The 12,787-nt window shown below is 67.5% G+C and carries 14 protein-coding genes; 8 read left to right on the top strand and 6 right to left on the bottom strand.

Annotated features, from left to right (window positions below; translation table 11 throughout):
* Positions 1 to 19 precede the first annotated feature (19 nt).
* Positions 20 to 1,021, bottom strand: coding sequence for a tRNA dihydrouridine synthase (locus tag ACTIF6_RS10270; RefSeq protein WP_439587876.1), 1,002 nt, complete (start codon positions 1,019 to 1,021; stop codon positions 20 to 22).
* A gap of 62 nt (positions 1,022 to 1,083) precedes the next feature.
* Here ACTIF6_RS10270 and ACTIF6_RS10265 point away from each other — a divergent pair, with 62 nt between their 5' ends.
* The 6 genes from ACTIF6_RS10265 (at position 1,084) to ACTIF6_RS10240 (ending at position 5,273) form a co-directional block, all read left to right on the top strand.
* Positions 1,084 to 1,572 (top strand): HugZ family protein, encoded by a 489-nt coding sequence (locus ACTIF6_RS10265; RefSeq protein ID WP_439587875.1) that lies wholly within the window; start codon positions 1,084 to 1,086, stop codon positions 1,570 to 1,572.
* Positions 1,569 to 2,225, top strand: a complete 657-nt coding sequence (locus ACTIF6_RS10260) for an RluA family pseudouridine synthase (protein WP_439587874.1) — start codon at positions 1,569 to 1,571, stop codon at positions 2,223 to 2,225. The genes ACTIF6_RS10265 and ACTIF6_RS10260 overlap by 4 nt, the downstream gene beginning before the upstream one ends.
* Before the next feature lie 7 nt (positions 2,226 to 2,232).
* Positions 2,233 to 3,009, top strand: coding sequence for an SDR family NAD(P)-dependent oxidoreductase (locus tag ACTIF6_RS10255; protein WP_439587873.1), 777 nt, complete (start codon positions 2,233 to 2,235; stop codon positions 3,007 to 3,009).
* A 12-nt stretch (positions 3,010 to 3,021) separates the two neighbouring features.
* On the top strand, positions 3,022 to 3,597 hold the full coding sequence (locus ACTIF6_RS10250) for a histidine phosphatase family protein (protein WP_439587872.1): 576 nt from the start codon (positions 3,022 to 3,024) through the stop codon (positions 3,595 to 3,597).
* A 73-nt stretch (positions 3,598 to 3,670) separates the two neighbouring features.
* The gene (gene bktB / locus ACTIF6_RS10245) at positions 3,671 to 4,855 is read left to right on the top strand and encodes a beta-ketothiolase BktB (RefSeq protein ID WP_439587871.1); all 1,185 of its coding nucleotides are present in this window, start codon (positions 3,671 to 3,673) and stop codon (positions 4,853 to 4,855) included.
* A gap of 22 nt (positions 4,856 to 4,877) precedes the next feature.
* Positions 4,878 to 5,273: a VOC family protein gene (locus ACTIF6_RS10240; protein WP_439587870.1), complete on the top strand. Its 396-nt coding sequence runs from the start codon at positions 4,878 to 4,880 to the stop codon at positions 5,271 to 5,273.
* Here the strand turns inward: ACTIF6_RS10240 and ACTIF6_RS10235 are convergent.
* Genes ACTIF6_RS10235 through ACTIF6_RS10215 form a run of 5 tightly spaced genes read right to left on the bottom strand, consistent with a single transcriptional unit; the run spans position 5,246 to position 11,220 of the window.
* Positions 5,246 to 5,947, bottom strand: a complete 702-nt coding sequence (locus ACTIF6_RS10235) for a Crp/Fnr family transcriptional regulator (protein ID WP_439587869.1) — start codon at positions 5,945 to 5,947, stop codon at positions 5,246 to 5,248. The two genes, ACTIF6_RS10240 and ACTIF6_RS10235, sit on opposite strands and share 28 nt — an antisense overlap.
* Positions 5,944 to 7,686 (bottom strand): carboxylesterase/lipase family protein, encoded by a 1,743-nt coding sequence (locus tag ACTIF6_RS10230; RefSeq protein WP_439587868.1) that lies wholly within the window; start codon positions 7,684 to 7,686, stop codon positions 5,944 to 5,946. Before ACTIF6_RS10230 ends, ACTIF6_RS10235 begins: the two co-directional genes overlap by 4 nt.
* Positions 7,687 to 7,693: 7 nt before the next feature.
* Positions 7,694 to 8,713, bottom strand: a complete 1,020-nt coding sequence (locus ACTIF6_RS10225) for a Bug family tripartite tricarboxylate transporter substrate binding protein (protein ID WP_439587867.1) — start codon at positions 8,711 to 8,713, stop codon at positions 7,694 to 7,696.
* Positions 8,714 to 8,755: 42 nt separating this feature from the next.
* Positions 8,756 to 9,994 carry a DUF1254 domain-containing protein gene (locus ACTIF6_RS10220; RefSeq protein ID WP_439587866.1) on the bottom strand — a complete coding sequence of 413 codons (1,239 nt, stop codon included), beginning with the start codon at positions 9,992 to 9,994 and terminating at the stop codon, positions 8,756 to 8,758.
* 14 nt (positions 9,995 to 10,008) lie between these two features.
* A complete protein-coding gene (locus tag ACTIF6_RS10215; RefSeq protein WP_439587865.1) occupies positions 10,009 to 11,220 on the bottom strand; it encodes a CaiB/BaiF CoA transferase family protein in 1,212 nt (403 codons plus the stop codon).
* A gap of 108 nt (positions 11,221 to 11,328) precedes the next feature.
* Between ACTIF6_RS10215 and ACTIF6_RS10210 the strand changes: the two genes are divergently transcribed.
* Together ACTIF6_RS10210 and ACTIF6_RS10205 are read left to right on the top strand one after the other, a co-directional pair.
* A complete protein-coding gene (locus ACTIF6_RS10210; RefSeq protein WP_439587864.1) occupies positions 11,329 to 12,306 on the top strand; it encodes a LysR family transcriptional regulator in 978 nt (325 codons plus the stop codon).
* An 82-nt stretch (positions 12,307 to 12,388) separates the two neighbouring features.
* Complete coding sequence (locus ACTIF6_RS10205) at positions 12,389 to 12,778, top strand: hypothetical protein (protein ID WP_439587863.1); 390 nt, start codon at positions 12,389 to 12,391, stop codon at positions 12,776 to 12,778.
* The last annotated feature ends 9 nt before the right edge of the window (positions 12,779 to 12,787 follow it).

Genomic DNA, 12,787 nt, shown 5'->3' with positions numbered 1-12,787 from the left:
TCGGGTCCGGGGCCGGAAGTTAACACGGCTGGCCCAATTCTGCTGGCGACGCCGGGATCGGCTCTGTGGTAGTGGGCGCATCGGCGCGGGAGCGCAGCAGCCAGGCGTCGACGGCCGCTGGATCGTTCACCAGGCGCAGTTCGTCGAAGGCGGCCTGCGCCTCGGGATGACGGCGCCGGAGCAGGTTGAGCCACTGCTTGAGACGCCCGGCGCGGTGGCGGCGCTCCACCCGCACACTCACCCGCTCCCAGAACACCGTGAGCAGCGGTTCGATCTGCCACCAGTGCACGCCGCCCTGCCCGCGGATGGCCAGCGCCAGGCCGGGATCGCTCACCATGCCGCGACCGATCATGAGCGAGTCGCAGCCACTGACTTCGCGGCAACGCGCCGCATCGGCCACGCTCCAGATCTCGCCGTTGGCAATGACCGGGATGCGGTGCGCGGCGGGCAGCGCCTCTCGCACCTGCGCAATGCGCTCCCAGTAGGCCGGCGGGCGGTAGCCGTGCGCCTTGGTGCGGGCGTGCACCACCAGTTCGTCGGCGCCGGCCTCGGCGATGGCCTGGGCGCAGGCCTCGGCCACGGCGTCGTCGTTGAAACCCAGGCGCATCTTGGCCGACACCGGCACGTGGGCGGGCACGGCGCGACGCACCGCCGCCACGATGCGGCCCACCAGCTCGGGTTCGTCCAGCAGCACCGCACCGCCACGGCTCTGGTTCACCGTCTTGGCGGGGCAGCCGAAGTTGAGATCGATTCCAGGGGGATTCAGTCCCGCCAGGCGGGCCGCGTTCTCGGCCAGGCAGACCGGGTCCGAACCCAGCAGTTGCGGGCGCACCGGCACACCAGCGCGGGTGCAACCACCATTCAGAAGCTCGGGCACCACGCGCACAAATGCGCGCTCGGGTAACAAGGTGTTGGTGACACGGATGAATTCGCTCACACAGCGGTCGACCCCGCCCGTGCGCGTAAGAACATCGCGCAGGGTCGCATCCAGCAAACCTTCCATGGGCGCAAGCAACAACATGCGGGTATTTCACCACGCCGTGCCTCCACAGCCGGTCCGGGCCGCGCTACCATGGCCGTTCCATGCCCCATCAATCCCGCCTGACCCAGGCCCTGCGTGAACTGCTGGCGCGCCAGCGGGTGGGGTCGCTTGGCACCCTCGGCATGGACGGCGCGCCATGGGTTTCGCTGGTGCCTTTCGCGGTGGACACCAGCCTGCGGGTGATCGTGATCCACGTCAGCGCACTCGCCTCACACAGCGCCAACCTACGGCGCGAGCCCCGCGCTTCACTGCTCGTGGCGCAAGCCGAGGTGGTGGGTGAGCCGGTGCATGCGCTGCCTCGCGTCATGCTGGTCATGCAGGCCCAGACGCTGGAAGCGGGGGGCGAAGCCGAAAAGAGCGCCTGCGCCGCTTACCTGCTCCGTTTTCCCGAAGCCACGCACATGACCACGCTGGGTGACTTCAGCTTCGTCGCCCTTACCCCGCTCGGCGCGCGCCAGGTGGCCGGATTCGGTGCCGCACGCAGCCTGGAAGCCGATGAGGTGGTCCGCGCGCTCGGGCCGCCTTCGTGACCTTGCAGGTCGTCCACGCCGACGACGCTCTTATCGTGCTGGACAAGCCCGCCGGCCTGCTGGCCGTGCCCGGACGCGGCCCCGACAAGCAGGACTGCCTGAGCGCACGCGCCCAGGCGCGCTGGCCCGACGCGCTGGTGGTGCACCGGCTGGACATGGCCACCTCGGGCCTGGTGGTGATGGCGCGCGGGCTGGCGCACCAGCGCACCCTTTCGCGCGCGTTCGAGACGCGCCAGGTGCACAAGCGCTACACCGCCGTGGTGGCTGGAGCCATGGGCAACCACCAGCCCGACAACGGCTGGAACCTCATCGACCTGCCGCTCACCGTGGACTGGCCCAACCGGCCTCGCAGCGTCGTCAGCCACACGCTGGGAAAGCCCAGCCTCACGCGCTGGCGGCTGGAGACCACGCAAAGACCGGCCGTGCACGCAGAAATCACAACCCGGTTAGAACTGGAGCCGGTCACCGGGCGCACACACCAGCTGCGCGTGCACCTGCAGGCCATCGGCCACCCCATCCTGGGTGATGCGCTGTACGCGAACACGCAGCAGCAAGCCCTGGCCGATCGCCTGCTGCTGCACGCGCACTGGCTGCAGTTGCCACACCCGCTCGATGGTCAACTCATCGAATTCCACAGCCCTTGTCCCTTTTGAACCACCCATGACAACGACCCGACACCTCACGATCCTCACCGGCGCCTCGCGCGGCATGGGCCTGGCCATGGCCGTGCAATTGCTCGATCCTTCCCGGCACCTGCTGTGCATTTCGCGCCGCGCCAACGACGGGCTCGCCGAACAGGCCCGCCAGAAAGGCGCGCCGCTCACACAATGGACGCAGGACCTCGCCGACACCACTGGATCTCGCGAGCGCCTGCAGATCTGGCTCGAAGGCCTGGACACCAGCGCACTGAAAAGCGCCACGCTGATCAACAACGCCGGTGTGATCCCGCGCATCGGCCCGCTGGACCAATGCCCTCCCGAGGATCTGGCCAACGCCTTGCGCGTGGGCCTGGAAGCGCCGATGCAGCTCACGGCCGCCTTCCTGCGAGCCACTGGCGGCTGGGTGGAAGCGGGCTGGCGCGGGCCGCGCAAGGTGCTCAACATTTCCTCGGGTCTTGGCCGCAACGCCATGGCCGCGCAGGCGCCCTACTGCGCCGCCAAGGCCGGCATGGACCATTTCACCCGCTGCAGCGCGCTCGACGAAGCGCACCGCGAACACGGCGCGCGCCTGGTCTCGCTGGCGCCGGGCGTGATCGACACCGACATGCAGTCGCAATTGCGCGCGGGGGACCCGGCCGCCTTTCCGGACCGCAGCCGCTTTGTCGAGCTCCAGCGCCAGGGACAGCTCACGTCACCGGAAGACGCCGCGGCGCGCCTGCTGGCATGGCTCCAGAGAAAGGACTTCGGCGACAAACCCGTGGCCGACGTCCGGGACTGAAGGAACACCGCCATGACCCCCAAACTGTTCACCCGCCGCCAGTTCACCGCCGGCGCGGCGCTGGCACTCTCCAGTGGTCTTGCTCCAGCGCAGACCGGGGGAGAAGGCTTCTGGACCTTGCTTCGCGAAGGGGGCTGCGTGGTGCTCATGCGCCATGCGCAGACCGAGCCCGGCGTGGGCGACCCGCCGAATTTCAAGCTCGGCGAATGCAGCACCCAGCGCAACCTGAGCGAGGCCGGCCGCGAACAGGCGCGCCGCGTCGGCGCTGCCTTTGTGCGCGAACGCATCAAGCTCGACCAGGTGCGCTCCAGCGCCTGGTGCCGCTGCGTGGATACCGCCATGCTGGCCTTCAAGCAGAACACCGTCTGGCCGCCGATCAATTCCTTCTTCGGCAGCGAGGGGCGCGATAGCCAGACCCGAGAAGTGCTGGCCGCCGCACAGGCATGGTCGCCACCTCGCAACCTGATGCTGGTGACGCACCAGGTCAACATCACCGCCCTCACCGGCGAGTTCCTCGCCATGGGCGAGGTGTTCGTGACGCGCCCAGAAAGCGGGCGCCTGCGCCTGCTGGCCCGCCAGACGTTCTGACGCAGGTCAACGCGGTGCAAGCCACCAGCGTTAGGATGTCTGCCAAACCCATTCAACAACAGGAGAGCACCTCATGAGCAGAGAAGTCGTGGTCGTCAGCGCCGTGCGCACCGCCATCGGCACCTTCGGCGGCAGCCTGAAGGACCAGCCCCCCACCGAACTCGGCGCACTCGTGGTGCGCGAATCGCTGGCACGCGGCGGCGTGGATGGCAAGGACGTGGGCCACGTGGTCTTTGGCCATGTCGTCAACACCGAACCCAGGGACATGTACCTTTCTCGCGTGGCGGCCATCAACGGCGGCTGCGCGGAAGGCACGCCCGCTTTCAACGTGAACCGCCTCTGCGGTTCAGGCCTGCAGGCCATCGTCTCGGCCTCGCAGAGCATCCTGCTGGGCGACACCGACATCGCCATTGGGGCAGGCGCCGAGAACATGAGCCGCGCGCCCTTCGCCAGCCTGAACATGCGCTGGGGTGCGCGCATGGGCGACACGAAGATGGTGGACATGATGACGGGTGCGCTGCACGACCCGTTCCACACCATCCACATGGGCGTGACGGCCGAGAACATTGCCGCCAAGTGGGGCATCAGCCGCGAAGACCAGGACAAGCTGGCCGTGGAGAGCCACAACCGCGCCCAGCGCGCCACCGAGGCCGGTGTCTTCAAGGACCAGATCGTGCCGGTGATGCTCAAGAGCAAGAAGGGCGACGTGACCTACGCCACCGACGAGCACTTCCGCCCCAACGCCACCCTGGAAGACCTGAGCAAACTCAAGCCTGTGTTCCTGAAGGAGAACGGCACCGTGACCGCAGGCAACGCCTCAGGCATCAACGACGCTGCTGCTGCCGTGGTGCTGATGGAAGCCGGTGCCGCGAAAGCGCGCGGCGCGAAGCCGCTGGCGCGGCTGGTGGCCTACGCCCACGCCGGCGTCGATCCGAAGTACATGGGCATCGGCCCGGTGCCTGCCACGAAGATCGCCTTGCAGAAAGCCGGCCTCACGGTGAACGACCTGGACGTGATCGAGGCCAACGAAGCCTTCGCCGCCCAGGCCTGCGCCGTCACCCGAGACCTCGGCCTCGACCCGGCCAAGGTCAATCCCAATGGCTCAGGCATCTCGCTCGGCCATCCCATTGGCGCCACCGGCGCACTCATCACGGTGAAGGCGATCCACGAACTGAACCGCATCGGCGGCAAGTACGCACTGGTCACCATGTGCATCGGCGGCGGCCAGGGCATTGCGGCGATCTTCGAGCGGGTCTGATCGAACCAGAGCGGAGAGCACCATGACCATCGAGCTCGACCACACCATCGTTCCATCGCGAACACCGGTGGAATCGGCTCGACAACTGGCCGAGTTGCTCGGCGTGCCATGGGCCACCAGCAGCCTCGGGCCGTTTTCTCCGGTGTTCGTCAACGGCGGGCTCACGCTGGATTTCATGGGCACCGATGAGGACTTCCCGGTCTACCACTTCTGCTTTCGCGTGAGCGAAGCCGAGTTCGACACCATCCTCGACCGCTTGAAGGCTGCCGAGATCGCCTACCGCAGCAGCGTGCGGGGCCCCCAGGACAGACGGATCGGCACCGATTTCGGCGGGCGCATGGTTTACTGGAACGAGCCCGACGGGCACCAGTGGGAAATGCTCACGGTGAGCTATGCGCGCAAACCTTCCGGGTCGTGAACGACGATGCCGCATGCGGTGACCGCAATCAGGCCTCTGCGCTCCAGACGTTTCAGCGAGGCATTCACGTGCTGGCGTGAGTAGCCGATCAGCTCGCCGAGTTCGGACTGCGCCATGGCGAGCTTGATGCGGTTGGCAGGCCCACCGGGATGCAACGGCTGTCCGTGTTGAGACCACAAGTCCGCCAGGCGTTTGGCCATCAGGGCGTCCAGCGGAAGGTACCTGGCGTCGCAGACTTCTTCTCCCAGGCACTTCACCTGGTGGGCCAGCACCGTCAGCATCGCCTGCGAAAGCTGCGGCCACTCGTTCAGCCTGCGCTGCAGATCCGTTCGACCAAGGAACAACAGCGTGGCGTGGCTGTGCACGTCGGCATCGCATTCCTGAGTGCCCAGAAAGAACCCTGACGCGCCCACGGCATCGCCCTGATAAGCGTAAGCCAGCGTTCGCCGCCGACCACTGGACTCTCTGCTCAGGCGAACGAAGCCACTGGCACACAGCCAGATACCTTCTGCCCGGTCGCCAGAAGCGAAAAGCCGGTGACCGGCCTGCAGGCGGATGACCACGGTCTCGCGCAGAAGTGCATCGCACAAATCCGATGGGAGGTTCGACAGCCAGCCGCGGCTACGAACGGCCACGCGGGTCGCGTAGTCCAGCAGGTTGAAGTGGCTTTTCACTCCACCACCAGCCTGGCGGCCTGCCGGTCGGCGTCAAACACCAGGCGTCCCGGCCAGGCCGGCCAGCGTGTCCCCAGAACGGCGGTGTTGGGGTCGCCTTCGCGAGCGAAAGCGCCGAGGCTTTGCATCATGCGTTGCGACAACGCCAGGCGGCCCTGCTCGTTCGCGCGACTGAATGAAATGTTGGCGTAGAGCGAAGGCCCGAAGTTGCCGAAGATGAACGGCAGATCGAAACTGTGTGCCGCGCCATACACCACGTCAAACGGGGGCGGAAGTTCGTCCCAGTCGAAGCGGTAGTGCCACACCTCGGGCTGGCGGGCCTTGAGAGCGTTCATCACGTCGTCGCGGAAGGCGAAGAACCAGATGCGGTCGAGTTCCGCAATGCGGGCGTTCAACCCGGTGGTGGGCGCGTCCACAGGCAGGTACTGCGGCGGAATCCATTGCTCGATGCGGCTGGCCGGCGGCGCGTCCGGCTGGTAGGCGTAGGCCAGCTGGAACACCGCCGCGTCGTCCAGCAAACGGCCGCTGCTGCCTCCCAGCGCAGGTCGCAGCGCCAGCAGGCTGGGAAACAGCTTGCTCTCATCGCGCGTGTTGCCCGACAGCACCGGCACCTTCACGTACTGTCCTGCGCGGATGGCGGCGATCGGATCGGCCGGCACCACGTGCCCATCGGGAATCGGATTGGAAGCCGCGAGGCCAAGCGGAGCCAGGCGCGTTCGCACCGTGGTCAGCAGCGCATCGGCCGTCTTGCCACGCAGGTAGGTGGCGAGTTCCTGCGGCGTGCTCGAGGCAACAACGGATTCGGCCGCTGCGCGATCGGCCACCGTGCCGTCCGCCACGAGAGAATGGATCAGCAAGGCATTGCCACGCGTGATCCACACGCTGCGGGGCAGGATGGTGGCAAACGAACCAGGCGGCAGCGTGGCGGCCGACGAAATGCCGCCGCTGAGCGCGACCAGCCGCTGGAACAATGGCGCCGGCCTGGCCACCACCATGGGTGAGGTGAGGAGCGCATACACGTTGACCGCTCCGGCGGACTCGCCCATCAGCGTGACCCGGCCTGGGTCACCGCCAAAGCGCGCGATGTTGCCCTGCACGAATTCCAGCGACTTCACGATGTCGAGCAACGCGAAGTTGCCCGAGTCGGACGCGGCAGCCCCGGTTTTCAGCGGGGCCAGATCGAGGAAACCGAAGATGCCCAGCCGATAGGCCACCGACACCACGACCGAGCCCGTGGCCTTGGCCAGTGCGGCGCCGTCGTACACCGGATCGGCGGTGTAACCGGTGATGTTGCTGCCGCCATGTACCCAGACGATGACCGGCCTCGGGGTGGTCGACGGCACCGCCGGCGCCCAGATGTTGAGGTAGAGACAGTCCTCCGAACCCAGCGTCTGGCCCAGGGTGCTGCCGATCGTGGCGTCGTGGCGGTTGTTCAGACCCGGTCCGTACAAGCGCCCGGTCTGCACGCAGGCGGGCGCAAACGCCGTGGCCGATCGAGGTGACGTCCACGCCGGTGGGTCCACCGGCGCCTGCCACCGGCGCTCGCCCACTGGCGCGGCGGCGAACGGTACGCCCTTCCAGGCATGGGTGCCATTGGCGGCCGAGTCGTCGGCGCCGATCACCGGGCCGAACGTGGTCTGGCGCTGCAGGCCGGTGCGCTCGGCGGGCGCGTGTGTGCAGGCGTTGAGCATCAGCAGCGCGCCGATGAAGAGGGCAAGGCGGGTGGCAGCGGTCTTCATGGCGGACCTACTCGATCTGGATGTTGGCCTTGCGGATCACGTCGGTCCACTTGCGGGTTTCGCCGTCGATGAACCGGGCGAACTCGGGGCCCGGCGCGCCGCTGGCTTCCAGGCCGATGTCGAGCAGCTTCTGCTTGATGGCAGGGTCTTCGAGCGCGCGCAGCAGGGCCGGCTGCAGGCGTGCCACCACTTCGGGCGGTGTGGCAGCGGGCACCATGAAACCGTACCACCCGGAAGCGACCACGCTGGGGAACCCCTGTTCGCGGATGGTGGGCGCCGATGGGTACAGCGGACTGCGCGCTTCGGACGCCACGCCGATCACGCGCAGCTTGCCGGCCTCGATGTGCGGCAGTGCCGAACTGATCGCGGTCAACGTCGCATCGATGCGCCCGCCCAGCAACTCGGAATACGCCATGGCATCGCCCCGCATGTGCACGTTGAGCCCCTGCATGCCCGCGTCCCGCAACAGCAGTTCGGCCGCCAGGTGCGGCTGCGAACCGGCTCCGGGCGAGCCGAAATTGAGGCCGCCGGGACGCGTCTTCGAATACGCCACGAGGTCGCGCACGGTCTTCACCGGGCTTTGCGCATTGACGATCAGGAACAAGGGTGCATGCATGGCCATGGCGACGGGCCGAAGCTGGTCGCGCTGGTAGCTCAGGCCCTTGCCGTAAAACGCCTCGGCCGTGGCGTAGGGCGCGGCGACGTAGAGCACGGTGTAGCCATCGGCCGGTGCGCGCGCCACCATTTCGATGGCCACCCGGGTGCCAGCGCCCGGCTTGTTTTCCACCACGATCTGCTGGCCCAGTTCCTTGGCAAGGAATTCACCCAGCACCCGGGCCGAAAGGTCGCTCGCACCTCCGGCGCCGTAGGGCGAGATCAGTTTCACCGGCCGCGAAGGCCAGTCGGCCTGCGCGTGAGCCAGGAGCCCCGAGCCGGAGGCAACACCCGCCGCCAGCGTGACGAGCACGGTGCGGCGTTGAAGCCCGGTCGGGCGGATGGTCGGCGAAGGTCGGCGGTGCAAGCTCATGTCTGTCTCCTGATGGGAAGTGTCGCTGAGGCGCGCCCGGATTCACCTGCGGCGCAAGGGGGGATACGGAAACTGAAAGTCCAGGTGCCTGCGCCGGGGCTGATAGAGCCTCAGCACCAGGTAGAAGTCTTCGCCCGGCGGCGCCGGCAGCCAGTTGTGGGCCGGACCCGGATCCGAGGCCTGCACGCGGATCGACAGGCCCCCATCAGCGTCCGTCAGCAGGCCCGGCAGGCGATCGCCTACCGAGTAGCGATGGATGGGGTTGGCCACCAGCAGGCAATCGCTGCGCCGGTACAGCGTGAGCGACCAGAAGGCATCCACCTCGGGCTTGGCCTCGGGCGGGAATCGAAGTTCGTAGGCGTGCGAACCGTTCAGGTTTTCACCTTCGGCGTCCACCTCCGCGGTGGGGTACATGGCTTCCTCGATGCCGAGCGCGCCGATGAAATTGCGCGCCACGCGGGCGCGCATGTCCAGGTCGGCGCCCCAGTGGGTTCGCACCGATACCGGCAACGCCCAGCCGCCTCCAAGCGCATGCGGCTGCGCTTTCTGACGCAGTTCCTCGAACACCGCGGGCAATGCAGCCGCCAGCGCGCTGCGTTCCACAGGCCATTGCAAGGACTCGCCTTGCGGCACCGGATTGCGCGCCAGGGCCTGGTCGACCGTGGCGTGGTAGAGCGCCGCCGTGGGCGTGTCCACCGAGCGGCCATCCATCCGCGTGTCCACACGCATCGCCGCGTCGCTGCCGTCCAGCCGATGCGTTGAAATGCCGCGTTGCAGCGCCGCGGCCTGTTCCAGGTTGCCTGGGCTGTCGTCCACCAGGATGCGGCCGATGACCCACACATCGTCCCCCGGCGACGCGATCACGTTGTCCACGTCCAAGGGCACGTCTCCAGTCCACGCCGGGCCATGCACCAGGGTTCGCTGCTGCCGATTGCCGGTGGTGCGGCGCCCCACGTAGGCAAACGGGTTGGTCCATGCGTCGAGCAGGCCCAGGGTCCAGTAGCGCTCGCCCATGTCGGGCGTGTCGATCAGCACCGGGCCTTCGGAAAGGTCCAGCCACGCGTTGCTGAACACCGTGTCGTTGTTCGGGCTGACCACCTCGCGGTCGTCCGGTCCGATCCGGCGGTGGGTGTGCGTGAACTGGTTCACCCAGCGCAGGCGAGACGTGCGGTCGTCGCTGGCAAAGCCCAGCATGGGATGGCGCCGGGCCGTGGTGGCGGCGCGCATGCGCATCATCTCGAACAGCGGCAAGGTCCGGATCACGGCGGCGCGCATGGACATGGCGGTGCCCATGGTCAGAGCAGCACGCGCGCTTCGCGCAGGGCCGCAATGTCATGTGCCGAGTAGCCAAACTCTTCCAGCAGTTCGGCGCCATCCGCACCACAGGCGGGCGCGGCAGCGGGCGCGGGTCTCGGCCCGTCGCCGATGCGGTAGGGCAGCCCGAGCGCGCGGTAAGGACTTCCATCGACAGACGCGGCGTCCACCAGGATTCCACTGGCGATGACGTCGGCACTGGTCAGGACATCGCGGTAGCGGCGCACCGCGCCCACCACGATCTGGTGCTGGCTCAGCAGCGCCACGCAGGCCTCGCTGGTAAAGCCCGACAGGCATTGATCCAGCACCTCGCGCAGTTCGGCGCGGTGCACAACGCGCTGTTCGTTGCTGGCAAAGCGCGGGTCGGCCGCCAGTTCCTCGCGACCGATCGCCAGGCAGAAGCGCTTCCAGTGGTCTTCGGCATAGGCCGAGAGCACGATGTGGCCATCGAGCGTGGTCACCACCTCGGCGGCGGGCGCGTTGTGAGGTTGTCCGTGGCCGATGCGGGTGGGCTCCGGGCCACCGCCCAGGTATTCGCACCAGGTGGCGGCCTGCAGGTGCAGAGCGGTCTCCAGCAACGACACCTCCAGGGTCTCGCCTTGCCCGCTGCGCTCGCGACCGTACAACGCCGCAAGGATGGCTTGCGCACCCAGGTCCGCCGCAGCCGCATCGACGATGGGCACGCCCACCTTCTGGGGCGGTCGATCGGCTTCGCCCGTGACGGCCATCAACCCGCTTTCGGCTTGTGCCGCAATGTCGTAGCCGGGGCGTTCGCTGGACGGCCCGGCACCGCCAAAGCCCGATATCGACAGGTAGATCACGCGCGGATGCCGGGCCCGCACGTCGACCGGCCCAAGACCGAGCTTCTCCACCGCACCCGGCCGCAGGTTCTGGATCACCACGTCGCAGCCGGCAATGAGGCGCCAGGCGATGTCGCGGCCGGCTTCGCTCTTGAGGTCGAGGGCGATGGACCGCTTGCCCCGGTTGTAGGCCCGCACCATCGATTCGCCATAGCGTCCCACATGGCGGGCCTGGTCGCCGGCCAAGGGCTCCACCTTGATCACCGTGGCCCCGAGTTCGGCGAGTGCCATGGCCGCGCCCGGGCCGGCGATGTACTGGCCGAGATCGATGACCTTGACGCCGGCCAGCGGGGTGGCCGCCGAGCGAGAACTGCGCGATGAAGCTGAAGACATGGGTCGCGACGATAGGCGCGATATTGATTCCTGAAAAATCCATAATCCTGATGACCTGATCACTCCTGGTGATCACCTTCATCCTTTGCCTCTGTCCCGGAGCGACCGATGCCCTCCTCTCCCGACTACCTTGTCCGACGACTGCGCCTGCGGCACCTCGAACTGCTGGTCGCCCTGACCGATGCCGGCACCATGCGGGCCGCCGCTAACCGGCTGAACCTGAGCCAGCCCGCTCTGAGCAAGATGCTGGGCGAGATCGAAGCCGGCTTCGATGCGCGCCTGTTCGAACGCTCACCGCAGGGGCTGGTGGCCAACGCGGCAGGCCACGCAGCGGTTTACCGGGCACGGGTCATCCTGGGCGAACTCTCGCGCGGCAAGGACGAAGTGGACGCGCTTCGAACGGGTGCCGTCGGCCTGTTGCGCCTGGGCACGCTGTCGGTGACGGCGACCGTGCCGCAGGCAGTCGTGCAACTGCGACGTCGCCTGCCAGGCGCCCGCGTTCAGGTGCAGGAAGGTCGCGTGCGGGAGATGATCCAGCGACTGCTGGACGGTGAGCTCGACTGCGTGTTCGGCGCCGTCACACCTGAGCTGCTGACCAGCGACCAGCTCTCGCTGCTGCAACCCGAAGTGCTGCTCAAGGACGAGCTCTGCGTGCTCTGCGCCGAAGGGCATGTCCTGTCACGCAGCCGTCGACTGAGCTGGGACGATCTCCACGCACAGCCCTGGGTCGCACCCCCAAAGGACACGCTGGTGCGCCAGGCCTTGATGACCGCCTTCCTCAACGCTGGACTGGAACCGCCGGAGCCCGCGATCGAGGTACTGTCATCGGTGACGGTGGGCAGCGTGCTGCGCCTGGACAAGACCCTGCTTGGCGCGGTGCGTTTCGAGCAAGCCCGTGACGAACTCGCACGGGGCGGCGTGACCCGCCTGCGCATCACGCCCACCGTGGCCCTGCCCTCGCTCGGCCTTTACACCCGACGCGCCGCCGAGGGCCCGCCGCCCGTGGTGCCGGCGTTTGCCGAGGCGATCAGGCGCGTGAGCGCGCGCACGCGGATTCAGTCCGCGGATAGCGCTCGATCCAGCTGAAGTCGCGCGGGCAGATTGACTTTTCCGGACTTCTCAGCCTCAATCCCTCCGACCAACTTGCCCGCATTCATGGAGAAACGCCATGGGATATCAAAGAGAAGCCATGCGGTTGACGGGACACCTTGTGTTGGCCCTGGCGGCGGGGCATTCACCGGCAGTGTCCGCGCAGGCCATGCTCACAGCAGATGAAGTCAGGACCACCATCACCGGCAACACGGCAGAAGCGCAGCGATCCAATGGGTCGCGCTTTCTTGCCTACTACGAGCCGAGTGGCATCTGGATCAGATGGGAGAAGGGAATCGTCACCGAAGGCAAGTGGCGCGTCCTGGACAACGGTGATCAATGCGTGACCGTGGGCAGAGAAGACAGCTGCGCCCAGATTCAGAAGAACGTCGACGGCACTTACACGCGCATGCAGAACGGCAAGCCCCAGTTCAACTGGCTGAAGGTGATGCCCGGAAAGGGCTTCTGACGATCGCGA

Origin of the sequence: Hydrogenophaga sp., from assembly GCF_051860785.1 — a bacterium.
GTDB lineage: Bacteria > Pseudomonadota > Gammaproteobacteria > Burkholderiales > Burkholderiaceae_C > Hydrogenophaga.
Note: the sequence above shows the minus strand (reverse complement) of the source record. Positions and strands in the feature narration are given on the sequence as shown.